This window comes from Pseudomonas sp. PA-1-6B, from assembly GCF_021609545.1.
Taxonomy (GTDB): Bacteria; Pseudomonadota; Gammaproteobacteria; order Pseudomonadales; family Pseudomonadaceae; genus Aquipseudomonas; species Aquipseudomonas fluorescens_BV.
Window position 1 is genome coordinate 241,001 of record NZ_WJZM01000001.1, and the last position, 23,940, is coordinate 264,940.

A 23,940-nucleotide genomic window follows, 5' to 3' on the forward strand; every position below is an offset into this window, starting at 1 on the left:
GTTGCGGGTTCTGGTAATCAAGACCTCATCCCTGGGCGACGTGATCCATGCCTTGCCGGCCCTCACCGACGCAGCGCGAGCAGTTCCCGGTATTCGGTTCGACTGGGTGGTGGAAGAAGGCTTTGCCGAAATCCCAACCTGGCACCCGGCGGTCGACAAGGTCATCCCGGTAGCGATTCGCCGCTGGCGCAAGAACCTCTGGCAAACCGTCAAGAGCGGCGAATGGCGGCGCTTCAAGCAGGCGGTGCAGTCGACCAAATATGACCTGGTGATCGACGCCCAGGGCTTGCTCAAAAGCGCCTGGCTGACCCGCTATGTGCGGGCGCCCATCGCTGGCTTCGACAAAGATTCTGCGCGTGAACCTCTGGCTGCGCGCTTTTATTCGCGGCGCCTGGCCGTGGCCCGTGGGCAGCATGCGGTGGAGCGTTTGCGCCAGCTGTTCGCCGTGGCGCTGGGCTACGACCTGCCCCAACGCCTGGGCGACTACGGCCTGAGCGTTGAAAAGCTGCTCGGCCTGCCGCCGAAAAAACCGTTCGTATTGCTGCTGCACGGTACTACCTGGGACACCAAGCACTGGCCCGAAGCCTATTGGCGCGAGCTGGCCGAACGCATGGGCCGCCTGGGCGTGGACGTAAAGCTGCCGTGGGGCAACGCCGCCGAAAAGGCGCGGGCCGAACGCCTGGCCCTCGGCCTGCCCAACGCCGAAGTGTTGCCCAAGCTCAACCTGGCGGGCGTTGCCCGTGTCTTGGCGAGCGCCCGTGCCTGCGTGGCCGTCGACACCGGCCTTGGCCACTTGGCGGCGGCATTGGACGTGCCGACCATTTCCCTGTTCGGCCCCACCAACCCAGGCCTCACCGGTGCCTACGGCAAGGGCCAGATTCACTTGGCCAGCGACTGGCCGTGTGCGCCTTGCCTGCAAAAACAGTGCACTTATCAACCCACTGCCGACGACCTGCGGCGGTTCGACATCGCACGCGAGTCGCCCCTGTGCTTCACGCGTCTGAACCCGGAGCGTGTCGCAAGCCGGCTGAGCACGTTGTTACTGGCCGAGGAGCAGCACTGATGCAACTGGCTTTTGTTCTGTACAAGTACTTTCCTTTCGGTGGCCTGCAGCGCGACTTCATGCGCATCGCCCTGGAATGCCAGCAGCGCGGCCACAGCATTCGGGTGTACACCCTGATCTGGGAAGGCGATATCCCGCCAGGCTTTGAGGTGCTGGTGGCGCCGGTCAAGGCCTTGGTCAACCACCGTCGCAACGAAAAGCTCTACGCCTGGATCCAGGCCGACCTGGCCAAGCGCCCGGTGGACCGCGTGGTGGGCTTCAACAAGATGCCGGGGTTGGACCTGTATTTTGCCGCCGACGGTGTGTTCGAGGACAAGGCCCAGACCCTGCGCAACCCGATGTATCGCTGGTTCGGGCGCTACAAGCACTTTGCCGAATACGAGCGCGCCGTGTTCGATAAAAACGCCAAGACGCAGATCATGGTGTTGTCCGAGCATCAGCAACAGTTGTTTACCCAGTATTACGGCACCCAGGCCGAGCGTTTTCACCTGTTGCCACCGGGTATTGCCCGCGACCGCCGCGCGCCGCCGAACGCCGCCGAGATCCGCGCCGATTTCCGCGCTGAATTCGGCTTGGCCGAGGATGATCTGCTGTTGGTGCAGATCGGTTCGGGGTTCAAGACCAAGGGGGTCGACCGCAGCCTCAAGGCGCTGGCCGCCCTGCCTTCGCGGCTGAAGAAACGCACCCGGCTATTTGTAATCGGCCAGGACGACCCCAAAGTATTCCAATTGCAGAGCGCGGCGCTGGGCCTGGGCGACCAGGTGCAGTTCTTCAAGGGCCGCAATGATATTCCGCGTTTCCTGCTGGGGGCGGACCTGTTGATTCACCCCGCGTACAACGAGGCGGCCGGCATGGTGCTGGTCGAAGCGGTGGTCGCCGGCCTCCCGGTACTGGTGAGCCAGGTGTGCGGCTACGCGTTCTACATCGACAAGGCCCAGAGCGGCCGGGTGTTGGACGAGCCGTTCGAGCAAACCCAGCTCAACCAGTATCTGGTCGATATGCTCGACGACCCACAAGCGCGTGCGACCTGGAGTCGCAATGGTCTGGCCTTCGCCGAGACGGCCGACCTCTTTAGCATGCCGCAGTACGCTGCGGACCTGATTCTGGCGGAGCCAAACCGATGAAGTTGATTCTAGCCGAACCCTTCAAGACCCTCTGGGCCGGACGCGATGCGTTTGCCGAGGTCGAGAAGCTGGAAGGCCAGGTGTTCCGCGAGCTGGCCGCTCGCCGTACGTTGCGTACGGTGGTCGAGGGCCAGCCTTATTTTGTGAAGATCCACCGTGGGATCGGCTGGGGCGAAATCCTCAAGAACCTGGTTACTGCCAAATTACCGGTGTTGGGCGCGGGCCAGGAGTGGGTGGCGATCCAGCGCTTGCAGGCGCTTGGCGTACCGACCATGACCGCCGTGGCGTTCGGTGAAAAAGGCAGCAACCCGGCCGACCAGCACTCGTTCATCATCACCCAGGAACTGACCCCCATCATCAGCCTGGAAGACCTGACCCTGGACTGGGTCAAGCAACCGCCCGTGCCGGCGATCAAGCATGCCTTGACCCTTGAGCTGGCGCGTACCGTGGGCGCGATGCACCGGGGCGGCGTCAACCACCGTGACTGCTACCTCTGCCATTTCCTGCTGCACACCGACCGGCCTATCAGCGTCGACAACCTCAAGCTGTCGGTGATCGACCTGCACCGTGCCCAGGTGCGTGCGACGATCCCCGTGCGCTGGCGCAACAAAGACTTGGCCGGCCTGTATTACTCCGCGTTGGAGATCGGCTTGACCCAGCGCGACAAGCTGCGTTTTCTCAAGGCCTACTTCCAGCAGCCGCTGCGCCAGATCCTGGCGGAGCAAACCGCGCTGTTGTCTGCGCTGCAACGCATGGCAGCAAAGCTGTATGCGCGTAAACAACGATACGGGGATGCGATCTGATGGCGGGTTGGAATCTGGAACCTGCCTACGCCGCCCTGGCGGATGACTTTGGAAGCCTGGACGCGGTGTTCGCCTTGCAAGGCGAGCGGCTGACCCGCGACCCGTTGTCGGAAGTGATTCGGGTGGAGCGTGGCGGGGTCAATTATTACGTCAAGCGCTACGTAGGTGCCGGCAAGGGCCTGCGTCGTTACCTGGGCAGGCCGCGGGTGAAATCCGAATGGCAGAACCTCAAGCGTTTCGCCAAGTGGGGCATCCCCACCGCCGACGTGGTGGCCTGGGGCCTGGACCGCAAGGGCCTGGCCTATAACCGTGGCGCCATGATCACCCGTGAGCTGCCCAAGACCGAAGATCTGTCGGTGCTGGCCGAGCGTCACGATGAGCGCCTCAAAGACCCCCGGTGGGTCGATGGCATCAGCCGCCAGCTCGCCGAATACACGCGCACCATGCACGATCACCGCTTCACCCATAACGACTTGAAGTGGCGCAACTTGCTGGTGGACGATCAGCGCACCCTGTACCTGATCGACTGCCCCAACGGTGATTTCTGGCGCGGCTTCTGGCTCAAGTACCGCATCACCAAGGACCTGGCCTGCCTGGACAAAGTCGCCAAGTATCACTTGTCGGCCACCCAGCGGCTGCGGTTCTACCTGCAATATCGCCAGCGCGCGCACCTGACCGCGTCGGACAAACAGCGAATTCGCCATGTGGTGAAGTTTTTCGAGGGACGCGAATGAGTGACTTCCTGGCGGCTGAAGACCGTGCTCTGCTTGAGCGCAACGGCCTGGCGACCTTCGACGCCCTGTGGGCCAAGCAACTGGATGCGGTGGATGAGCCGAACACCAGCGGCGACGGTTGGAGCAGCGTCTATCGCCTGGAGCTTGAGGGGCAGGGTTACTATCTCAAGCGCCAGAGCAACTACCTCACGCGCACCTTGCACCGCCCGTTTGGCGAGCCGAGTTTTGCCCGCGAGTTTCGCAACATCAGCCTGTATCGAAAGCTCGGCATCCCGGCCCTGCAAGCGGCGTTCTTCGGTGAGCGCAAGGTCAAGGGTGAGCGCCGGGCGATGCTGCTCACCCGTGCGCTGGATGGCTGGAATGACCTGGATTCGTTGCTGGAGCAGTGGGCGCAATTGAGCGCAGCCCAGCACAGTGCGATCCTGTTGGCGTGCGGCAAGCTGGCGCGTCATCTGCACAGCGTCGGGCAGGTGCATGGCTGTTTTTACCCCAAGCATATTTTCCTGCAGCCTGTCGGTGAGGGGTATGCCGCACAGTTGATCGACCTGGAGAAAACCCGCCCGCTGTTGTTCGGCTGGCGTGACCGGGTCAAGGACCTGGAACCTTTGCTGCGCCGCGCGCCGCAATGGTCGGATGCGCAGGTGCGCCAACTGCTGGCGGCGTACCTTGAGCAGCCCGAGGACAGTGCCCTGGTGTCGACTTGGCACCAGCGCCTGACCGCACGGCGCAGCCACAAGGAGAACCGCTGATGCGTTTATCCGAGCTGAAAACGGCTGGGCGTACCCCCAGCCTGCCACTGACCCTCGACCTGGCGGATGCCGCCGGCCCTGGGCAATTGCAATTGCTGAGCCTGCTACGGGTGTTGCCGGGGCAGCGCTACGTGGGTGCCGCTGTGTGGCGTGGGCGCCCGGTGTTGGCCAAGTTGTTGGTGGGCAGCAAGGCGGCGCGGCATTTTCAGCGTGAGCTCACGGGTGTGCGTCTGTTGGCTGAGCAAGGCCTGACCACGCCGTTGCTGCTGGCCGATGGCTTGCAGGACGGCGAGGGTGGTTGGCTGCTGTTTGAATTTATCGAGGGGGCCCAAAGCCTGTCCGACGCTTGGCTCGCCGTCGAAAACCTGCCGCCGTTGGCGGACGAACAAACCGCTGTGCTCGCCGAAGCGCTGGGCGCGATCGCCCAGATGCATGCCAAGGGTCTGTGGCAAGAAGACCTGCACCTGGACAACTTGTTGCGCAAGGATGGCAAGCTGTATCTGATCGATGGCGCCGGCATTCGTGTCGAAGAGGCGGGCAAGGCGCTGTCGCGCAATCGAGTGCTGGAGAACCTCGGTGTGTTCTTCGCCCAACTGCCGAAAAACCTCGAGCCTTTTACCGAAGAGTTGCTGGTGTATTACTTGCTGGCCAACGGCGAACACGCCTTGCCAATGCAAGCCCTGGAAAAACAGGTGCGTAAAGTCAGCGCCTGGCGCTTGAGAGACTACCTGGACAAGACCGGCCGCGAATGCACGCTGTTCAGTGTGGTGCGCGGCGCTTTTGGCTTGCGTGCGATCCGCCGCGAAGAAGAAGCCGCGATGGTGCCGGTGCTTGAGCAGGCCGATGCGTTGCTCGACCAGGGTCACCTGTACAAGACCGGTGGCGCGGCGAGCGTGGCCAAGGTCGACGTGGCCGGCCGGCCGCTGGTGATCAAGCGCTACAACATCAAGGGTTTTGCCCATTGGCTCAAGCGCTTCTGGCGCCCGAGCCGCGCCTGGCACTCCTGGCGCGAAGGCAACCGCCTGGCCTTCCTGGGCTTCGCCACACCCAAGCCGCTGGCGGTGCTGGAGAAACGATTCCTGTGGTTGCGCAGCCGCGCCTACCTGGTCACCGAATACCTGCCTGGGCCGGACATCATCGAGCGCTTTGCGCCGTATGTGGAGAGCGGCGAGGCGCCCGAGAGCGAGTTGCAGGCGCTGGACCAGTTGTTTGCCGACTTGATCCGCGAGCGCATCAGCCATGGGGATTTCAAAGGCCATAACCTGTTCTGGAACGACGGGCACTGGGCGATGATTGATCTGGATGCGATGTGTCAGCACTCTTCCGCTGCCAGCTTTGCGCCGGCCTATGCCAAAGACCGTGCAAGGTTTATGCGTAACTGGCCGCAAGACAGTGCGTTGTACCAAGTGATTGACCAGCGCTTGCCCAAAGAGGCGGGTGTCGGCAGTTAAACCTATCGCGGGCAAGCCCGCTCCCACACTTGATCTGTGAACGCGGTCAAAATGTGGGAGCGGGCTTGCCCGCGATGGCGCCCGTCCAGGCGCTGCATTCAGAACTGGTACTGCGCCCCAGCCCCCGCATACCACGAGCGCCCCGGCGCCGCTTCGTAGTAGCGGTTATTGCCATCCCCCACAATCACCGACCCTACGTACTGACGATCCAGCAGATTATCCAGGCGCAGGGTCTGGTGAAAGGTCCAGTGCTCTACCTTCTGCTCAAACCGTGCGCGCCAGTTGAAGACGCTGTAGGCCGGCGCGGCGTGTTGTTGGTTGGTGTCTTCTACGTAGACCTTGCTGCGGTACATGCCTTCGATGGCGGTGCTGACCCAGTCCCGTGGTTTCCAGTTCAGTTCGGCGAACAGGGTGGTTTGTGGCACGCCGGGGAGGTAGTTGCCTTTGTCGATGGTGTTGGTGCCGCTGGCAAAGTCGCTGTCGTAGGTTGCGTGCAGGCGTGTGTAGGCCAGGCTGGTGCTCCAGTGGTCGCTCAGCTGGCTTTCAACACCCAGTTCGAAGCCGCGGCGCAATGTGCGACCGGCGTTCTGGTAGCTGGTACGGCCACCGATGGATTGCTGCACCACCAGTTCGTCCTCGGTGGTGATCTGGAAAATGGCGGCGTTGATCCGCGTGTTGTTCAGTTGCGCTTTCACGCCCATTTCATATTGCGTGCTTTCAGACGGCTTCAAGCCGAAGTTGAAGCCCTCGGCGTTGCCCGGTGCATAGGCCAGCTCGGCCTGAGTCGGGGTTTCAAAGCCTTTGCCTGCGCTGATGTAGGCGTGCAAGTCGGGGGTGAACGCGTACATCACGCTCATCGAAGGGGTGTTTTTCTGGTAGGTCTTGTTGCCGCTGGCGTCGCCATTGCTCAGGAACTGATCGTCAACGTCCATCTGCATCGTGCTGTGGCGCACGCCGGCTTGCAGGGTCCAGCGGTCGAGGGCCCAGTTGGCTTGGATATACGGGTCGAGGCTGCGAGCCGTGTCGATTTCGTCGCGGCGTAGTTGGCCTTTCACGCCGAGGGCATTGCCGCTGTAGTTCTGATAGCCATGGCGGCTGTCTTCGCTTTGGTCGAAGTCCAGGCCGGTAATGATCATCAGCTCGCCAGGCGCGCTTTCGATGGGCTGCAGCCAGCGCACGCTGCCGCCGTAGAACTTTCGATCAAATTGCACCACGCCACCGCCGCGTTCGTTGGCGGGCGTGCCTTTGGGGATCGACAGGTACTGAATCACACTGCGCCGCCCGGTGTAGGCATTGACCTGCAAGGTCGCGCCACCGAAATACCGCTCGTAATTCATCCCCAATTGCTGATGATCGATACTTTTACGCGTGTTGTAGTTCAGCGCATTGGCGCTTACCGAGCGCGGGTCGGCCTTGTACGCTGCCCAGGTCTGCCCCAGTGGATCTTGCGTACCGTTCTGCTCCAGGCTGCTGTAGATCAATGCCAGCTTGCTGTCGTCATCGGGCTCGACATTGAGCTTGGCGAAGGTCTGGTCGCGGCGCGCGCTGCTGTGATCGCGGTAGCCGTTGGTGTCCATGCGCGAGGCGTCGAGCACAAACCCGGCGCCATTCGCCGTGCCCTCGGCGCTGAGGTGGTTCTTGTTCAGGCCGTCGCTGCCCACCAGGGTTTCGGCGCCGATACGCGGCGGGCCTTCACCGTCGCGGGAGAACATCTGGATCACGCCCCCGGCGTTGCTGCCATACAGCGTCGCCGCGGGGCCGCGCAGCACTTCGATGCGCTCGGCCGTGTCGAGGTTGAACGTCGCGGCCTGGCCCTGGCCATCCGGGGTACTGGCGGGGATGCCGTCGGCGATCAGCTTGATGCCGCGCACGCCGAATGCTGAACGGGCGCCGAAGCCTCGGGAAGAAATTTGCAGGTCCTGCGCATAGTTCTGGCGGTTCTGCACCACCAGGCCGGGCACGCGGGACAGGGCTTCGGAGGCGTTGATGCCGAGCTGGCCGTCACTGATCTGCTCGCGGTTGATGCCGTCCACGGAATAGGGCAAATCGAACGTCGGGCTGGCGCTGCGCGAGCCGGTGACCACGCTGGGGTCAAGTATCAGCGGCGTATCGTCGGCCTGGGCATTACTGCACAGGCCCAGCAAGAGCAGGGCAAGGCGGCAGGGAGTGGATGATGTCATGAGGGGGCCGGGTCTGTGGCGCAGCGCAACTGAATGGCGTAGGCGCAAATGCCGCCAGTTTAACGGCTCCCCTGGATTTTTTCCGAATTCACAACACTGGGCGGAACAGGAAGTTTCCCACGCGTTGCGACGGCGCCTGTAGGCTCCTGATTCGTTGGGTTAGCGAAGCGGGAGCTGCTAGATTTCGGTTCCTCCAAAAAAGAAGAGCCGAAAACATGCGCACAACGAGCATGAAGTTACTGGTGCTGGGGAGCATCGCATTAACCATGGCTGGCTGCGGAACTGTTACTACCGCGTTTCGCGAGGATGCCGCCACAGTTCGATCACTCAAGGCCAATAAAACCTATTGTCAGTCCGTTCCCCGTATTTACAGCGGGGTGACTTATAACCTGTGTATCTTGAATGGCCCGCCGAACTCCCGCGGCGATGTGGTAGTGAACAATGTGCCATGGACGCTCATTGATATCCCGCTCTCGGGCATCACGGACACGCTCCTGCTGCCCTACACGGTCTACCGGCAAAGCGCCGACGGTAGCATTGAACTCCAATAATCCGCTGAGCTTGCCGCTAACAGCTTCCCCCTGCTTTTAAGCTATAATCCCGCCCTTTAGCTGTTTCCCGCCCCGGCGGGAAACACACTTTTTTCAGGCGCGATGCGCCTGCATGCAGACTAAAAGAGGCTAGACCCCAGTGGCATTGACGATTCTTGGCCTGTCCGGCGCCCTTAGCCATGATCCTTCCGCAGCCCTGTATATCGACGGCAAGCTGATTGCGGCCGCCGAAGAAGAGCGCTTCGTACGCGACAAACATGCAAAGAACCGCATGCCCTACGAGTCGGCGAAGTTCTGCCTGGAGCAGGCTGGCATCAAGCCTTCGGACGTTGACGTGGTGGCGATCCCGTTCGCCCCGATCAGCCTGTTCGGCGAGGCGCGCTGGCACTACGCCAAGCGTTACTGGTACGCCCCGGACCGCGCCCTTGACGCGATCCTGATGGGCAACCGTCGCTACAAGCGCTATCGCAACAAGATCGTCTGGTGCCTGGAGCAACTGGGCTTCGATCCGAAGAAAATCAAGATTGAACCGGTAGAACACCACCTGGCTCACGCATCCAGCGCCTACCATTGCTCGGGCTTCCAGGAAAAAACCGCGATCCTGGGCATTGACGGCAAGGGCGAGTACGCCACTACCTTCTTTGGCTACGGCGAAAACGGCAAGATCCACAAGATCAAGGAATTCTACGATCCGGACTCCCTCGGCGGCCTGTACGGCGCAATCACCGAGTTCCTCGGTTTCGAAATGCTCGACGGTGAGTTCAAGGTCATGGGCATGGCGCCGTACGGCGATGCCAGCAAATACGACTTTTCGCGCCTGGCCTCCTTTGAAAACGGCGAACTGGTGATCAACACCGACTACGCCAACGTCATCGGCCTGCGCCGCTACAAAGAGAAGGGCAAGGGTTTCTACTTCTCGCCAAAACTGATCGAGTGGCTGGGGCCGAAACGCGAAGGCGACATCGCCGACGAACCGTACATCCACTATGCAGCCAGCATGCAGGCGCTGTTCGAAAAACTGGCCTTGCAGATGATCGACCACTACCTGGGCGACATCCTCAAGGACACCGGCAAGCTGGCCTTCGCCGGCGGCTGTGCGCTGAACGTCAAGCTGAACCAGAAAATCATTGCCCGTGACGACGTCAAAGAGCTGTTCGTACAGCCGGCTTCCGGCGATGCCGGCACCGCCGTCGGTGCGGCGGCCTACGTGTCCCATGCTCGTGGTGTACCGGTCGAGAAGATGGAACACGTCTACCTCGGCCCGTCCTACAGCAACGAAGACGTGATCGCCGCGTGCGCCAAGCACGAGAGCAAGCCGAACTGGCGCAAGATCGAGAACATGCCTAAGCGCATTGCCAAGATCATGGTCGACGGCAATCCGGTCGCCTGGTTCCAGGGCCGCATGGAGTTTGGCCCGCGTGCCTTGGGCGGTCGTTCGATCATCGGTTGCCCGAGTGCGACCGGCGTGGCGGATCGCATCAACCACCAGATCAAGTTCCGCGAGCGTTGGAGGCCTTTCTGCCCGTCGATGCTCGACACCGTTGCCCCGCAGATGATCAAGGTCGATCATCCGGCGCCGTTCATGACCTTCACCTTCGAAGTCGCCGAAGAGTGGAAGACTCGCGTACCGGAAGTGGTGCACGAAGACGGTACTTCCCGCGCCCAGGTGCTCAAGCGCGAATACAACCCGCGCTACTACGACATGATGAAAGAGCTGGAAGTGCTGACCGGTAACGGCGTGTCCCTGAACACCTCGCTCAACCGTCGTGGCGAAGCGATGATCTGCTCGCCGACCGACGCGCTGAACATGTTTTTCGGCTCGGACCTGCAGTACCTGATCATGGAAGACATCCTGGTGGTCAAGGATGGCGTGGACCCTTATGACGCCGTGGTTTAAATGCTGAACCGCTTCCAGGGCTGGCGTGAACGTGGCTGGGCGCCTGTCGAGGCCGAGGTTTACGCCCAGGCCTGGCAGCGTTACGGCGGCAGTGTGGCGACCCATCCCCAGGTGATCGAGCGGTTGGCCGGGCTGGCGCAGATACCTGTGCGCTACCTGGGCTGGGAGCACGGTGGTGAACTCAAGGGGGCGATCGCCACCTGGGGGCGCGACCTGGCGCTGTCCAAGGATGTGCTCAAGCGCAGTGGCAAGAAAGGCCTGTTTGACCTGGGCAACGCCGAGATCATCCTGCCGATTGCTGCCGATGCGCAGGTGCCGTTGCGGCATCGTGCGCGCTACCTGTCGACGCTCAATCAAGGGCGCGTGAGCACCCTCAAGCCCCAGGCCGAGCAATTGGCCATGGCGCGTACTCCCGAGGACCTGTCGAAGAAGTTTCGCTACAACCAGCGGCGTGAACTGCGCCTGTTGGAAGAGGCGGGCGGCGTGGTAAGGGCGGTCAGTGAGTTTTCCAGCGTAGAACTGGCGGCGATCTATTGCGACCTGTTCCAGCGTCGTTGGGGCTTCCCGGCGGCGGGCGCGGCGCGTCTGGCCGAGGTGCTGGAGTTGCTCAAGGAATTCCTGTTCGGCTCGGTGCTGTTTCTGAACGACGCGCCGATTGCAGTGCAATTGGTGTATCAGGTGCAGTCCAACGAGTGGTTCAGTGCCGAGTATGTCAATGGCGGCGTCGATCCTGAAACCCGTGCATTCAGCCCCGGCAGCGTGCTGAGTTTTCTCAATACCCAAAGTGCCTGGGAGCAGGCGCGGGCGGCGAACAAGTCGCTGCGCTTCTCCTTCGGGCGTTCCGACCGTGAATACAAGGAGCGCTGGTGCAACCCGGTGCCGGTCTTCAGTGTATGAGCCGTAAACAGCAACTGCTCAAGCGCCATCGGCGTAACAAGCGTATTGCGCTATTGATCGGCGTGCTGGTGTTGGTCGCCACCGGCGTACTGGTGGCCTGGTGGTTGCCGCTGATCCTTGCGGTGCTGCTGTGGGCCGCCCATGAAGCCTGGTTTGCCGATCACCTGTTTTACTCGCCCAAAGACAGCTATGAGTATGCCTTCCCGGCTGGCAGCGAACAGCCCGGCTTGCGCCTGGAGGCGGGCCGGCTGTTGCTGGATGCGCCGTTGGCGGCGGATGAAACCCTGATCGTCGGCATTGAGTTGAAAAGTACCTGGCTGGGGCGTTTCTTCGATCCTGCGGTAGACCTGTTGGGCCTGCAAAGTCCGGACCGGCAAGCCTTCGAGCGCGGCGTCGCTGGGCGGCGTTATCTGAACCTGACCGGCGCCGCCGAAGCCTTGGCCGCGGGCAAGCTCAAATTGAGCGGGCGTTTTTGCCGGATAAAGGGGCAGCCGACGCTGTGGCGCTTTCGCCAGCCGGACTATCGCCAGCAACGTGTGATGGTGATCGCACCCCATGCCGACGATGCCGAGCTGGCTGCGTTCAGCCTTTACAGCCAGGCGACTGAAAGCTGGATCGTCACGCTGACGGCCGGTGAAATCGAAGCTGAGCATTATCAGCACATGGGCCTGCCCAAGGCTGAAGCTGCGCGCCTCAAGGGCCGTTTGCGAGCCTGGGACAGCGTCGCCGTGCCCCGCTGGGCGGGCGTGCCCGAGGCGCAGTGCGTGCAGTTGGGGTACTTCTGCATGCAGTTGCAAGCCATGCAGGCCGCGCCGGATCAGCCTCAAGCCTCCCGCGAAGCCGATTTGGCCGATACGCGGCTGTTTCGCCAGTTCAATGGTTTTATCCTGCCTGGCGATGCTGATGGTGCCCCGACCTGGCATAACCTGATCGCCGACCTGCGGGCGCTGCTGCTCAAGGCGCGGCCCCAGGTCATCGTCTTGCCCACGCCGTTGCTGGACCCTCACGCCGACCATATCTGCGCCCACGCGGCAGTGCTGGAAGCTTTGCAGGGCCTGGAGTGGCAGCCCGACACATTGCTCGGCTACGCCAATCACCTGCATGATAACGACCGCTGGCCAATGGGCGATTCCGGCGCTGGCGTGGCGCTGCCGCCACGTTTCGATGGTGCTGTGGAACTGGTGCCGTGCAGTTTCGCTCTCGCCTTGAGCCAGCAGCAGGACAAGGCCATGGCCCTGGGCATGATGCACGACCTGCAGCCGCCAGCGCCGTTCAAGCGTCGAGTGCGTAGGTGGTTGCAGCAACTGCTGGCGGGCCGTAGTCCATCGCCCTATGGCGAGAACGAATTCTTCCGCAAGGCCGTGCGCCGTCACGAGCTGTTGTGGGTCCTGAAGCAGGACTGAGAGCCGATTGAAGGCAGGCCGTTATGCGCCTGTCGCCCTTTTTACCGGGCTGCGTGCCCGTAGCCAGATCGCTGCATGGAGAGTTATGAAGCCTCGTTTCAAGGTTTTGCAGTTACAGCCGGACTACAACGTCAAGACCCATGACTTCGCGGACTTGGGTGAGCAAATCGTCAAATCCCTGCCGGCTGAGCGCTTCGAGGTGACCTCCGGATTTCTCAGTGGGCGCCCGCTGCCCGGCCAGCCCCTGAGCGTGGCCGAGCACTCCCATTATTTCGAGCTGCCGGAGAAGTCCCTCAAGGGCATTCGCTTTGGCGCCATGTGGCAGATCTACAAGTACTGCCGCGAGCAGAAGTTCGACGTGGTCATCTGTAACCGCTTCAAGTCGGTGAACATGATGCTGTCGCTCAACCGCTGGTTGAAGATCCCGCTGTGCATCGGCATCTCCCACGGCTTTGGCGAGTACGCCCGTGGTTACCGTCGGCGTCAAACCCAGCGCTGGGTCAGCCCGGCGTGGCGCTTTGTCGGGGTGTCCGAAGCGGTCAAGGACTACCTGGTAGACCTCAACTGCGGATTCACCCGTGAGAACACCACGTACGTCACCAACGCTATCGACATTCCCCAGGCCGAGGCTTTGCAGCTGTCTCGTGAGGACGCGCGCAAGGCCCTGGGCCTGCCAATGGATGCACGGATGATCGGCGCCCTGGGCCGCCTCGTGCCGATCAAAGGCCATACCCATCTGCTGCAAGCCTTCGCCACGCTCAAGGACAAATACCCTGAGGCGCAGGTGGGGATTATTGGTTCTGGCCGTGCCGAAGCCGACCTGCGTGCCGACATCGAGCGCCTCGGCCTGACCGGCCGTGCGCATTTGCTGGGCTTTCGCGAAGACGGCATGAAGTACGTGCGCGGCTTCGATATCTGGACCATGCCGTCGCTGTTCGAAGGCCTGGGCCTGGCCTTGCTGGAAGGCATGAGCGGCCACCTTCCGGTGATCGCCTCCAACGGCCCGGCGATGCTGCCACTGGTGCAGGGCGCGGGCGGCTTGTCCCATGATCCGGGTAATGTCGAACAATTGGCTGCGGCCCTGGACACTTACCTGGCCATGAGCGATGAACAATTGCGCGCCAAGGGTGAGGAGGTGTTCCGCTATCTGGAGGCCAACCACACCCTCGACGAGTTCAAGCACAAGTATCTGACCCTGATTGAAACCGGTTTGCGTGAAGTAGGTAGAGCATGAATCAGCAACAACCCTTGGTCTCGGTGATCATCGCTTCCTACAACCATGGCCAGTACATCGAGCAAAGCATTCTTAGCGTGCTGGGGCAGACCTACCCCAATATCGAGCTGTTGGTAGTCGACGACGGCTCCAAGGATGACAGCGTCGAACGCATCCAGCGCTTGCAGGCCGAGCACGGCTTTGATTTCCAGGTGCAGCAGAACCAAGGGCTCAGCGCGACCTTGAACGGTGCGATTGCTCGCGCCAAGGGTAGCCTGATCGCACCGTTCGGTTCGGATGACATCATGTTGCCGGACCGTATTGCCACCCAGGTGGCGTATATGGACGGCAAGCCGAAGGTGGGCATGTGTGCTGGCAATATCGAGCTGATCGACGGGGATGGCAACCTGCACCCGGAGAAGAAACAGCGTCGCGACGTGCCGTTTCGACGTCTGGACTTCGATGACCTGTTCCTGGACCGCAAGCCGTTTCCACCGGCGCCTACCATGCTGATTCGCCGCGAAGTGCTGGAGGAGGTCGGTGGTTTCGACCCGCAGATTCCCCTGGAAGACTTGCTGATCCAACTGAAGATTACGGCGGCGGGCTACACCATTGACGCCCTTGACGTGGTGATGGCCAAGTATCGCCAGCACGCCAGCAACACCTACAAGAACCACCGCTACATGATCCAGAACATCCTCAAGACCTACGCCAAGTTCAGCGAGCATCCGGCCTATGACGCGGTTCGCTACAACTTCCTGAACTCGATGTTCCTCAAGACCGCCGACCGCGACCGCCCGTTGGCGCGGGAGGTTCTCAAGCAGATCCCTTTGAAGTTCTGGGGGCGCAAGACCTTGCGCGGGCTGGTGCGGTTGTATCTGGCGCCGCTCAAAAACTGAATCGCCACCGCACCCTGTAGGAGCGAGCAAGCTCGCTCCTACAGGTGTTTACAGGCTCTGGACCTGCTCGCGGATTTTCGCAGTGGCGGCTGGGCTCGCCTCCGAGGCGTAACCCTTGAGCAGTTGTTCGAAGTGCGTTTCGAACAGCCAGTTGCGATCCTGAGGATAACGTTGCATGTGGCGCAGGTTACGTTGGCGCAAGGCGTAGCGCAGTGAAGACGGGTAAATGCGCAGGTCAGCCACGTCGATCAGGGCGAACTCACCGTCGTCCATCAACAACACGTTACCCAAGTGCAGCGAGCGGAAGTACACGCCGCGCTCGTGCAGTTGCGCCATGAACCGTCCAAAGCGCTCAACCAGTGATTCACGCAGGCTGCTGTCCAGGCTTTGCAGCGCTTGGCGCAACGTCAGGCCGGGCAACGGCGTGTAGCGCACTGCGCTGCTGGCATCGCTCAGGCGGTAGAGCCCGAGGATGTGCGGCGTAGGAATGCCCAGGGTGCGCAGTTGCTCGCTGTTGCTGGCAAAGCGCTCGGAGTACGGGTTGAAGCTTCCGGAGGTGTACCAGCGGCGTGGGCGGAACAGCTTGAGGAAACTGCCGTCCTCCAGGCGCAGGACTTTGGGACCCAGGCCATCGGCCTCAATCACATGGGCGTTGCTGCACAGCTGTTCAAACGCTGCGGGCTTGAGGTTCTGCACCGGCATGCGCAGTAGGCTGCGATGGCGCTGGGCGAGGCTCAGGCCGGTGATAATTGCCAATGGAATCCACAGCAGGAACCAGTGTTCCTTAGGGCGCGACAGAATGCCTCCGCCTTCGGTCAGGCCCGCGCCGATGCCGTAGGCCAGCAGTGACGAAGCCAGGATGAACAGCGGCTGGGCGCGTTGCTGCAGGCCTTTGTATAAGCCCCAAACGAGCATGAAGGCCCATGGGATGAAACCGATGATGCCGACGTAATAGAGCACGCCGAGGGCGAAGCTGTGGGTTTCGCGTAGTTGAAGGCCATCCGACACTGTGAGAAACAGCTCCGAGTCGTAGCTATGCCCGATCCATGGGTGTTCGGCGATAAGCTGCAGAGACATGTTCCACAGTTCGAAGCGAAACGAGCTGCCGCGTGTGGTGATCAATTCGGGGTGGAACAACAGGAGTCCGGCAGCACCCAGGGCCATGCCGATAATGAGCAGTGCCGCACGGCGGTTGCGGCTTACGAAACTCATCCACAGGATGGCCAGCGTCAGCGCCACCAGTGGCGTGCGTGAGCCGGTCGCCAGCACCGCAGTGGTCATGACCGCCAGGGCCGGAACGCTGAACCACAGCACCTTGAGACGCTGGGTAGTCATGCAGACATACAGCCAGTACACCGTGAAAAAGCCAAACAGGTGCGAGCTGAGCAGTGGGTTGTCGAGGGCGCCCAGGCCGCCGATCATGCGCATGCCGGGCGAATAACCCTTGGCGAACGCCACCAGATTACCCAGGCTCACCACCAGCGCAATCACCGCAGCGCTGAAGAAGACTGGCTTGAAAAGTTCATTGCGATAATGAAGCAGCAGTGCGCAGCCACCAAACAGCATGAAGGTATTCAACGGCCGCTTGAACAGGTCGGTATCGGAACTGGGTTCAGGGCTCCAGAGCAGGCTGGTCAACGCCCAGGCGGAGAACGCCAGGAACGCGATCGCCAGGGGCTCGCGCAGCAGGTCCTTGAACTCCCGAGGGCGCATGCACAACAGAAACAAGGTCGGTACGCTGAACAGGATGTAGACAATGCGGTGCAGTACATTGCGATTGCCGACAAAGAACAGTGCACTCAGGAGCAGCAGCAAGCCAACAGGCAAAATCCATAGGACCAGGAAGTCGAAAACGCGATTTGAGCCATAGGTAAGGCGCTTGGAGTGCATACAGTAAAGCCATTCCAGAAAGAGAAAGCCGACCATCTTAAGCTAGTGGCTATGTAATGTCGCCGGTAGGATCCAACCGGGCCGCGGCTTACGCCGGGTGCAAGTACAACAGAGAAGCTGTGCTAAAGTCAGCCTCCTTTTTCAAAACGCCGCGTGATATGACCGACTCCAGTCCGAGCGCAAGCCCTTCGAGCTTGAAAATATACTTCCGCCTGCTCAGTTACGTTAAGCCCTATATGGGCTTGTTCGCGTTGAGTATCCTTGGATTTCTGATTTTCGCGTCGACCCAACCGATGCTGGGTTACATCCTCAAGTACTTTGTCGACGGTCTCTCCAATCCGGAAGCCGTGCTGTTCCCGACCGTGCCCTTCCTGCGCGACCTGCAATTGCTGCAGGCGGTACCGCTGCTGATCATCTTGATCGCGGCCTGGCAGGGCCTGGGCTCATTCCTGGGCAACTACCTGTTGGCCAAGGTCTCCCTGGGTCTGGTCCACGACTTGCGGGTGCAACTGTTCAACAACCTGCTGACGCTGCCCAACCGCTACTTCGATAATCACAACTCCGGGCATCTGATTTCCCGCATCACCTTCAACGTGACCATGGTCACGGGGGCTGCGACCGATGCTATCAAGGTGGTGATCCGTGAAGGCATGACGGTGATCTTCCTGTTCGCTTCCTTGCTGTACATGAACTGGCGCCTCACGTTGGTAATGATCGCGATCCTGCCGTTGATTGCCGTGATGGTCAGTACCGCCAGCAAGAAATTCCGCAAGCAGAGCAAGAAGATTCAGGTGGCCATGGGCGACGTGACCCACGTGGCCTCGGAGACCATCCAGGGCTACCGCGTGGTGCGCAGCTTCGGCGGCGAAGTCTACGAACAGAAGCGCTTCTTCAAGGCCAGCCAGAGCAACACCAACAAGCAACTGCGCATGACCCGCACTGGGGCGATCTACACCCCGGCGCTGCAATTGGTGATCTACTCCGCCATGGCCGTGTTGATGTTCCTGGTGCTGTACCTGCGTGGCGACGCCTCGGCGGGTGACATGGTGGCCTACATCACCCTGGCGGGCTTGCTGCCCAAGCCGATCCGCCAGCTCTCGGAGGTCAGTTCGACCATCCAGAAAGGTGTGGCAGGCGCCGAAAGTATCTTCGAACAGCTGGACGAAGACGTTGAGGTCGACCACGGCACTCTTGAACGCGACAAGGTCAGCGGTCGCCTGGAAGTGCGTCACCTGAATTTCACCTACCCTGGCACCGATCGCCATGTGCTCAAGGACATCAGCTTTACCGCCGAGCCTGGGCAGATGATTGCGCTGGTGGGGCGTTCGGGCAGTGGCAAGTCGACCCTGGCCAGCCTGATCCCGCGCTTTTACCATCATGAAAGCGGTGAAATCCTGCTCGATGGCATCGAAATTGAAGACTACAAGTTGCTCAACCTGCGCAAACACATTGCCCAGGTCACCCAGCATGTGACCCTGTTCAGCGACACTGTGACCAACAACATCGCCTACGGCGACCTGGCCGGTGCACCTCGTGCCGATGTGGAAGCGGCGGCGGCGGATGCCAACGCCAAGGACTTCATCGATCAGTTGCCCAAGGGCTTTGATACTCAGGTTGGCGAGAACGGTGTGTTGTTGTCCGGTGGCCAGCGTCAGCGTTTGGCGATTGCGCGTGCATTGCTCAAGAACGCGCCGTTGCTGATCCTCGACGAGGCCACCTCGGCCCTCGATACCGAGTCCGAGCGGCATATCCAGGCGGCACTCGATAAGGTCATGCAAGGCCGCACGACCCTGGTGATCGCGCACCGTTTGTCCACCATCGAGAAGGCTGACCTGATCCTGGTGATGGACGACGGGCGGATTGTCGAGCGTGGTACCCATGGCGAGTTGTTGGCGCAGAACGGTTACTACGCCCGCCTGCATGCCATGGGTCTGGATGCACCGGTGCAGGCTGATATCACCTGATCCAACAGGTGTACACAGCGCTGCTGTGGGGAGGGGGCTCTCTACCTGACCCCCCTCGATTCCAACTGTGGGAGCTGGCTTGCCTGCGATGGCGGCCTCCCAGCCGACACTTCTCTACCTGGCACCCCGCGATCCAACTGTGGGAGCGGGCTGGCAGTCAACGCCGTTGGATTGTGTACTTATCCATTCCTGCGGTAACGGCCACCTAGGGTTCCGCCCTGAGGGCGGCTCACTTTGCAAAAGCCGGGATGCCGGCCCAGGCCAAAGTAAGCAAAACGCTCTTGCCCCACCACTCGGCACCTCGCTTGGGCTCGGTGTGCCCGTAATCCGCCAGCGTGGTTCAACGGGGCGCCTAAGATCAAGAGCGGCTCGCTTCGCATCGTGGTTACCTTCGGTTATTACAAAACTGTTTGCATACCTATGGCCATCGCAGGCAAGCCAGCTCCCACATTTTGAGCTCGGTGCGTCAGGTAGATAAGCGTTGGCTGGAAGTCCGTGACCGGAGCAAGCTCCCTCGCCACAGGTCAGTTTCGCAAGCCCCTTCCATATTTGGTCTGTGGTGGATTCCGCGTCGTGCCAGTCGCAAGCCATCGCAAACCCTGTGCTAATATCGCGCCCCTGTTCATTTTGTATGTGGGTTGCTCCATGAAGTTGTCCATGCCGCGATTCAATCAAGCCGCTGTCTTGGTGGTCGGCGATGTCATGCTCGACCGTTACTGGCATGGTGGTACCTCACGGATTTCCCCTGAGGCTCCGGTGCCGGTCGTCAAGGTCGAGCAAATCGAAGACCGCCCAGGTGGCGCTGCCAACGTCGCGCTCAATATTGCCGCCCTCGGCGCCCCGGCCTCCCTGGTGGGTGTGACCGGCGACGACGAAGCGGCCGAAAGTCTGGCCAACAGCCTGCAGGGTGCCGGCGTGCATGCGTTGTTCCAGCGCATCGCTCATCAGCCGACGATCGTCAAGCTGCGGGTCATGAGCCGTCACCAGCAGTTGCTGCGTATCGATTTCGAAGAACCCTTCGCCACCGACGCTCTGGCCCTCGGCGACCAGGTCGAGGCGCTGCTCGAAGGTATCAAGGTGCTGGTGTTGTCCGACTACGGCAAAGGCGCCTTGCAGAATCACCAGGTATTGATCCAGGCCGCCAAGGCCCGCAACATTCCGGTGCTGGCCGATCCCAAGGGCAAGGACTTCTCGGTTTACCGAGGCGCCAGCCTGCTCACGCCCAACCTCAGTGAGTTCGAAACCATCGTCGGCGGTTGCGCTGATGAACACGAACTGGTGAGCAAGGGCGCGGCGCTGATGGCCGATCTCGACCTGGGCGCCTTGCTGGTGACCCGTGGCGAGCACGGCATGACCCTGTTGCGTCCGGGCCACCCGGCCATGCACCTGCCGGCGCGTGCCCGTGAAGTGTTTGACGTTACGGGCGCCGGTGACACGGTAATCTCTACTCTGGCTGCGTCTATCGCGGCTGGCGAGGAACTGCCCCACGCCGTGGCCCTGGCTAACCTGGCCGCGGGCATTGTGGTGGGCAAGCTGGGTACTGCAGCCATCAGCGCACCTGAGTTGCGCCGTGCGATCCAGCGTTCCGAAGGCTCGGAGCGTGGTGTGCTGGGCCTGGAGCAGTTGCTGCTGGCAATTGACGATGCCCGGGCTCATAACGAAAGCATTGTGTTCACCAACGGCTGCTTTGACATCCTGCACGCCGGGCACGTGACGTACCTGGAGCAGGCAAGCGCCCAAGGCGATCGCTTGATCGTTGCGGTCAACGATGACGCTTCGGTCAGCCGCTTGAAAGGTCCTGGCCGCCCGATCAACAGCGTTGACCGGCGCATGGCGGTACTCGCGGGCCTGGGCGCGGTGGACTGGGTGATCAGCTTCTCCGAAGGCACCCCGGAAAACCTGTTGGCCCAGGTCAAGCCCGACGTGCTGGTCAAGGGTGGTGACTACACTGTCGATCAGGTAGTCGGTGCGGACATCGTCAGCGCCTACGGCGGCACGGTCAAAGTGCTGGGGCTGGTTGAAAACAGCTCCACCACCGCGATTGTCGAGAAGATCCGCAACAACGAGTGATACCCCGTGGGGCGAGCCTGCTCGCCCCTAGCTTTTCTTCGGCACGATCTTGCGCAGCATCTGCCGTGCCTTGCCGGTCAAGCGCTTGAGCTTCGAGTCTTTTTCCGGTTCTGCCAGGCCCTGCTGCCTGAGCCAATCCTTCCAGCGTATCCGCTCATCGCGCACCAGCCAGCCCTCTTGCTGGGCAAAACTTTCCGCCAGATAGAGGCCGCGCGTGCTGGCCGGGTACAGCTGGTCTTTCTTGACCGTGTACAACTCTGCCAGTGGCTCGCCATCTTTGAGCGGCATCAAGTACAGGTCCGGGCGCTGACGGTCCAGGCGCGCCACCAGTTGGTCACCCTCCAAACGCTCATCCACATGAAACAAGCTGAGGGACTTGGCTTCCTTCGGCACTTCCAGGCGCAGGTCATAAATCAATTGCAGCGAGGCGGTCGGCAGGTGCACGTAGGCCCGTGGGCGCTCGATCAGTTGCATGGTGGCGCAGCGTACCGGGCGTGCGGCCCCAGACAAAGGGCTCAGGCGAAACGGCAGGGCTTCGCGGTAATGCAGGGCGGCGGAGTAGGGCGCCGGCAGCCAGGTGTCGTTGAAGCGCCCGCCGAGCCAGCCTTCGGGGGTTTCGAGCAGGCACTCTTCGGCAATTTCCTGGATGGCGGTGTGCAGCGGCAGGTTCAGTTCATGAGCTGGGACGTAGCCGGAGATCAGCTTGAGCACAACATCGCCACGGTCCTGGCGGCGTTGGCGCACCAGCACCCAGTAGTCCTTGTTTTGCCAGTGCAGGGTCAGGCGTACCGAGACGCCGAGGTTCGCCAGTTCCAGGGCGAAGCGCTCGGGATCTGGCACCTCGACCGGCTTGCGCCGTTGCAAGGTCTGGGCGAAGTTGAGCGGCATGCCGACGCTCTGGTAACTCAGGCCTTCGGGGGTGGCTTCGACGTGCAGCGGCAGTGTCTTGAAGTTGCTGGGGTTCTTTCTTATGAGCGTACGCGGCATGTCGGCTCCTTCTTGCGACGGGGTCGGCCGCGTGGGCGGCATCAGAGTTGACGAATGACCCGGGCAGCAGTTGCTACGTTATGGGCCAGGTGCAGCGGATTAATGGTCCCGACAATAGCACTGGCGACGCCCGTTTGCGCGAACAACAAGGTGAAACTGGCCTGAATTGGATCCATTCCCGGTTCCAGGCATACGTGGCCGCTGGCCAGGGCCTTTTTCACCAGGATGCCCTTGCCGTGGGCGGCCGCATAGTCGATCACGGCCTTCTCAGCCTGTTCGTTGAGGTTGTAGGTGACCATCGCACAGTCGCCCTGCTCCAGCGCTTTCACCCCGCCTTCGACGGTTTTGCCGGAGAAGCCGAAACCGCGGATCTTGCCGTCTTTCTTCAGCTGCGCCAGGGTCTGGTAAACCTCGCAATCATTGAGGATATGCAAGTCGTTGCCGTCGGAATGCACCAGCACCAGGTCGATAAAATCCGTTTCAAGTCGTTTCAGGCTGCGTTCAATCGACATCCGCGTATGGGCCGCGCTGAAATCGTGATGGGACACGCCATTGGCAAACTCTTCGCCAACCTTGCTGACGATGACCCAGTCCTTGCGCTGGTCACGCAGCAGCGGCCCCAGGCGCTCTTCGCTCATGCCGTAGGCCGGCGCGGTGTCGATCAGGTTGATGCCCAGCTCGCGGGCCTGGTGCAACAACATGCGGGCGTCGTCGTCGCCAGGGATCTGAAAGCCGTTGGGGTATTTCACCCCTTGGTCGCGGCCCAACTTGACGGTGCCCAGGCCCAGGGGCGACACCAGCAGGCCGGTGCTGCCCAGGGGGCGATGCAGGTCGTGCAGGGTTGGCAGGCTCATGGCAACAGTTGCTCCCAGGCGGGTTGGCCGATTGCCGGGGTTGGCAGTTCGGGCAGAGGGGCGCTGGCGCTGGGGCGTATGCCGTCGCGCTCCAGGGCGTGGAGTACGCGGTCGGCGAAGTCCGGCGCCAGGGCCAGTTTGGTGGGCCAGCCCACCAGCAGGCGGCCGTCTTCGGCAAGGAACGCGTTATCGGGACGGCTCAGCCCCGTTTGCAGCGGCTCGGCGCGATCCACCCGCAGGGTGGCCCACTGGGTCTGGCTCATGTCGATCCAGGGCAGCAGTTGCGCCAGCTCTTTCTGCGCGGTGGCGATCTGTTCTTGCGGCGTACGCCCCACACCGTCAGCCTCGGCGATATCACCGCCCATGTACCAAACCCAGTTGCCATCCGCGGCCGGGTGGGTGGTCACGGTGAGACGCGGCTTGGTGCCGCCGCCCAGGCAATGGGCGTACAGCGGCTTGAGGCCGGGGCCTTTGGCGATGATCATGTGCAGCGGGCGTTTTTGCATGGCCGGCTGGCTATGGCCCAGGGCGGCGAGCAAGTCTGCCGTGCCGCCGCCAGCGCTCAGGACTATGCGCTGGGCACGGATCTCACGGCCATCGACCTTCAAGCCCACCAGGGTGCCACCCTCCAGCAACGGTTCGATGTGCTGTCCAGCGAGCAGACCGTCACCGGCCAGTTGCGCCAGGCGGTTGATCAGGCTGGGCACGTCCACCACCAGCTCGGCCAGGCGATAGACCTTGCCTTTGAAGCGACGGTCCTGCAGCGCCAGGGGCAGTTCGTCGCCCTTGACCTGATCGACGCGGCCACGCACGGCCTTGCTGGCGAAAAAGCTGGTGAGGTTGCCGGCAATCGTGCCGGGCGACCATAAGTAATGCGCCTGGGACAGCACGCGCACACCGGACAGGTCCAGCTCGCCGCTGCCGGCCAGGGCTTCACGCCAGCGGCGCGGCATATCGGCAATGGCTTCGGAGGCGCCGGTGAGGGCGCCATGCAGGGCGTATTTCGCACCGCCGTGAATGATCCCCTGGGACTTCAGGCTTTGCCCGCCGCCCAGGGTGGCTTTTTCCACCAGTACCGTGGAGAACCCCTGGCCGCGCAGGCGCGCATTGAGCCAGAGGCCGGCAACCCCGGCGCCGACAATCAGAACGTCGGTGGAAATAACGGATGGCATCGGCGACCTCAGTGTTCAAGACAAGAGGCGCAGTATACA

The 23,940-nt window shown here is 61.7% G+C and carries 19 protein-coding genes; 14 read left to right on the forward strand and 5 right to left on the reverse strand.

Annotation, left to right across the window (positions count from 1 at the left end; translation table 11 throughout):
• Nucleotide 1: 1 nt before the first annotated feature.
• From waaC to GIV35_RS01065, 6 genes are read left to right on the forward strand one after another with little or no spacing between them, the layout of a single operon-like run.
• The gene (gene waaC / locus GIV35_RS01040) at nt 2-1,063 is read left to right on the forward strand and encodes a lipopolysaccharide heptosyltransferase I (RefSeq protein ID WP_105225523.1); all 1,062 of its coding nucleotides are present in this window, start codon (nt 2-4) and stop codon (nt 1,061-1,063) included.
• Entirely contained in the window at nt 1,063-2,187 is a 1,125-nt protein-coding gene (locus GIV35_RS01045; RefSeq protein WP_105225524.1) for a glycosyltransferase family 4 protein, read from the forward strand. The genes waaC and GIV35_RS01045 overlap by 1 nt, the downstream gene beginning before the upstream one ends.
• Nucleotides 2,184-2,990: a lipopolysaccharide core heptose(I) kinase RfaP gene (gene rfaP, locus GIV35_RS01050; RefSeq protein ID WP_200648118.1), complete on the forward strand. Its 807-nt coding sequence runs from the start codon at nt 2,184-2,186 to the stop codon at nt 2,988-2,990. The genes GIV35_RS01045 and rfaP overlap by 4 nt, the downstream gene beginning before the upstream one ends.
• On the forward strand, nt 2,990-3,724 hold the full coding sequence (locus GIV35_RS01055) for a lipopolysaccharide kinase InaA family protein (protein WP_003187993.1): 735 nt from the start codon (nt 2,990-2,992) through the stop codon (nt 3,722-3,724). The genes rfaP and GIV35_RS01055 overlap by 1 nt, the downstream gene beginning before the upstream one ends.
• The gene (locus tag GIV35_RS01060; protein ID WP_213153569.1) at nt 3,721-4,473 is read left to right on the forward strand and encodes a lipopolysaccharide kinase InaA family protein; all 753 of its coding nucleotides are present in this window, start codon (nt 3,721-3,723) and stop codon (nt 4,471-4,473) included. The genes GIV35_RS01055 and GIV35_RS01060 overlap by 4 nt, the downstream gene beginning before the upstream one ends.
• On the forward strand, nt 4,473-5,924 hold the full coding sequence (locus GIV35_RS01065) for a lipopolysaccharide kinase InaA family protein (RefSeq protein ID WP_223023741.1): 1,452 nt from the start codon (nt 4,473-4,475) through the stop codon (nt 5,922-5,924). The genes GIV35_RS01060 and GIV35_RS01065 overlap by 1 nt, the downstream gene beginning before the upstream one ends.
• Before the next feature lie 98 nt (nt 5,925-6,022).
• On the opposite strand, the gene GIV35_RS01070 is transcribed toward GIV35_RS01065, so the two are convergent.
• Nucleotides 6,023-8,104 (reverse strand): TonB-dependent receptor family protein, encoded by a 2,082-nt coding sequence (locus GIV35_RS01070; protein ID WP_105225527.1) that lies wholly within the window; start codon nt 8,102-8,104, stop codon nt 6,023-6,025.
• Nucleotides 8,105-8,319: 215 nt separating this feature from the next.
• On the opposite strand from GIV35_RS01070, the gene GIV35_RS01075 reads away from it, so the two are divergent.
• The 6 genes from GIV35_RS01075 (at nt 8,320) to GIV35_RS01100 (ending at nt 14,964) form a co-directional block, all read left to right on the forward strand.
• Nucleotides 8,320-8,655 (forward strand): YceK/YidQ family lipoprotein, encoded by a 336-nt coding sequence (locus tag GIV35_RS01075; protein WP_105225528.1) that lies wholly within the window; start codon nt 8,320-8,322, stop codon nt 8,653-8,655.
• 139 nt (nt 8,656-8,794) lie between these two features.
• On the forward strand, nt 8,795-10,552 hold the full coding sequence (locus GIV35_RS01080) for a carbamoyltransferase family protein (protein WP_014716634.1): 1,758 nt from the start codon (nt 8,795-8,797) through the stop codon (nt 10,550-10,552).
• Nucleotides 10,553-11,449, forward strand: coding sequence for a GNAT family N-acetyltransferase (locus tag GIV35_RS01085; protein WP_105225529.1), 897 nt, complete (start codon nt 10,553-10,555; stop codon nt 11,447-11,449).
• On the forward strand, nt 11,446-12,852 hold the full coding sequence (locus tag GIV35_RS01090) for a PIG-L family deacetylase (RefSeq protein WP_223023743.1): 1,407 nt from the start codon (nt 11,446-11,448) through the stop codon (nt 12,850-12,852). The genes GIV35_RS01085 and GIV35_RS01090 overlap by 4 nt, the downstream gene beginning before the upstream one ends.
• Nucleotides 12,853-12,937: 85 nt before the next feature.
• On the forward strand, nt 12,938-14,086 hold the full coding sequence (locus GIV35_RS01095; protein WP_197881077.1) for a glycosyltransferase family 4 protein: 1,149 nt from the start codon (nt 12,938-12,940) through the stop codon (nt 14,084-14,086).
• Nucleotides 14,083-14,964, forward strand: coding sequence for a glycosyltransferase (locus GIV35_RS01100; RefSeq protein ID WP_034125626.1), 882 nt, complete (start codon nt 14,083-14,085; stop codon nt 14,962-14,964). Before GIV35_RS01095 ends, GIV35_RS01100 begins: the two co-directional genes overlap by 4 nt.
• 48 nt (nt 14,965-15,012) lie before the next feature.
• Here the strand turns inward: GIV35_RS01100 and GIV35_RS01105 are convergent, their stop codons facing one another.
• Nucleotides 15,013-16,854 (reverse strand): O-antigen ligase family protein, encoded by a 1,842-nt coding sequence (locus tag GIV35_RS01105; protein ID WP_202691004.1) that lies wholly within the window; start codon nt 16,852-16,854, stop codon nt 15,013-15,015.
• A gap of 158 nt (nt 16,855-17,012) precedes the next feature.
• Between GIV35_RS01105 and msbA the strand changes: the two genes are divergently transcribed.
• Nucleotides 17,013-18,818 (forward strand): lipid A export permease/ATP-binding protein MsbA, encoded by a 1,806-nt coding sequence (gene msbA / locus GIV35_RS01110; RefSeq protein ID WP_014716640.1) that lies wholly within the window; start codon nt 17,013-17,015, stop codon nt 18,816-18,818.
• Nucleotides 18,819-19,463: 645 nt separating this feature from the next.
• A complete protein-coding gene (gene hldE, locus GIV35_RS01115; protein WP_198714734.1) occupies nt 19,464-20,888 on the forward strand; it encodes a bifunctional D-glycero-beta-D-manno-heptose-7-phosphate kinase/D-glycero-beta-D-manno-heptose 1-phosphate adenylyltransferase HldE in 1,425 nt (474 codons plus the stop codon).
• A gap of 27 nt (nt 20,889-20,915) precedes the next feature.
• Here hldE and GIV35_RS01120 read toward each other — a convergent pair whose 3' ends face one another.
• From GIV35_RS01120 to GIV35_RS01130, 3 genes are read right to left on the reverse strand one after another with little or no spacing between them, the layout of a single operon-like run.
• A complete protein-coding gene (locus GIV35_RS01120; protein ID WP_198714733.1) occupies nt 20,916-21,875 on the reverse strand; it encodes a metal ABC transporter ATPase in 960 nt (319 codons plus the stop codon).
• A 41-nt stretch (nt 21,876-21,916) separates the two neighbouring features.
• Nucleotides 21,917-22,729, reverse strand: a complete 813-nt coding sequence (locus GIV35_RS01125) for an aldo/keto reductase (RefSeq protein ID WP_223023747.1) — start codon at nt 22,727-22,729, stop codon at nt 21,917-21,919.
• The gene (locus GIV35_RS01130) at nt 22,726-23,901 is read right to left on the reverse strand and encodes an NAD(P)/FAD-dependent oxidoreductase (RefSeq protein ID WP_236264124.1); all 1,176 of its coding nucleotides are present in this window, start codon (nt 23,899-23,901) and stop codon (nt 22,726-22,728) included. The genes GIV35_RS01125 and GIV35_RS01130 overlap by 4 nt, the downstream gene beginning before the upstream one ends.
• Between the last annotated feature and the right edge of the window lie 39 nt (nt 23,902-23,940).

What these genes read in the sequence shown, in the direction of transcription:
- GIV35_RS01045 (WP_105225524.1), top strand. Translation starts at nt 1,063, where the DNA reads ATGCAACTGGCTTTTGTTCTGTACAAGTACTTTCCTTTCGGTGGCCTG.
- rfaP (WP_200648118.1), top strand. Translation starts at nt 2,184, where the DNA reads ATGAAGTTGATTCTAGCCGAACCCTTCAAGACCCTCTGGGCCGGACGC.
- GIV35_RS01055 (WP_003187993.1), top strand. Translation starts at nt 2,990, where the DNA reads ATGGCGGGTTGGAATCTGGAACCTGCCTACGCCGCCCTGGCGGATGAC.
- GIV35_RS01060 (WP_213153569.1), top strand. Translation starts at nt 3,721, where the DNA reads ATGAGTGACTTCCTGGCGGCTGAAGACCGTGCTCTGCTTGAGCGCAAC.
- GIV35_RS01065 (WP_223023741.1), top strand. Translation starts at nt 4,473, where the DNA reads ATGCGTTTATCCGAGCTGAAAACGGCTGGGCGTACCCCCAGCCTGCCA.
- GIV35_RS01070 (WP_105225527.1), bottom strand. Translation starts at nt 8,104, where the DNA reads ATGACATCATCCACTCCCTGCCGCCTTGCCCTGCTCTTGCTGGGCCTG.
- GIV35_RS01075 (WP_105225528.1), top strand. Translation starts at nt 8,320, where the DNA reads ATGCGCACAACGAGCATGAAGTTACTGGTGCTGGGGAGCATCGCATTA.
- GIV35_RS01085 (WP_105225529.1), top strand. Translation starts at nt 10,553, where the DNA reads ATGCTGAACCGCTTCCAGGGCTGGCGTGAACGTGGCTGGGCGCCTGTC.
- GIV35_RS01090 (WP_223023743.1), top strand. Translation starts at nt 11,446, where the DNA reads ATGAGCCGTAAACAGCAACTGCTCAAGCGCCATCGGCGTAACAAGCGT.
- GIV35_RS01095 (WP_197881077.1), top strand. Translation starts at nt 12,938, where the DNA reads ATGAAGCCTCGTTTCAAGGTTTTGCAGTTACAGCCGGACTACAACGTC.
- GIV35_RS01100 (WP_034125626.1), top strand. Translation starts at nt 14,083, where the DNA reads ATGAATCAGCAACAACCCTTGGTCTCGGTGATCATCGCTTCCTACAAC.
- GIV35_RS01105 (WP_202691004.1), bottom strand. Translation starts at nt 16,854, where the DNA reads ATGCACTCCAAGCGCCTTACCTATGGCTCAAATCGCGTTTTCGACTTC.
- msbA (WP_014716640.1), top strand. Translation starts at nt 17,013, where the DNA reads ATGACCGACTCCAGTCCGAGCGCAAGCCCTTCGAGCTTGAAAATATAC.
- hldE (WP_198714734.1), top strand. Translation starts at nt 19,464, where the DNA reads ATGAAGTTGTCCATGCCGCGATTCAATCAAGCCGCTGTCTTGGTGGTC.
- GIV35_RS01120 (WP_198714733.1), bottom strand. Translation starts at nt 21,875, where the DNA reads ATGCCGCGTACGCTCATAAGAAAGAACCCCAGCAACTTCAAGACACTG.
- GIV35_RS01125 (WP_223023747.1), bottom strand. Translation starts at nt 22,729, where the DNA reads ATGAGCCTGCCAACCCTGCACGACCTGCATCGCCCCCTGGGCAGCACC.
- GIV35_RS01130 (WP_236264124.1), bottom strand. Translation starts at nt 23,901, where the DNA reads ATGCCATCCGTTATTTCCACCGACGTTCTGATTGTCGGCGCCGGGGTT.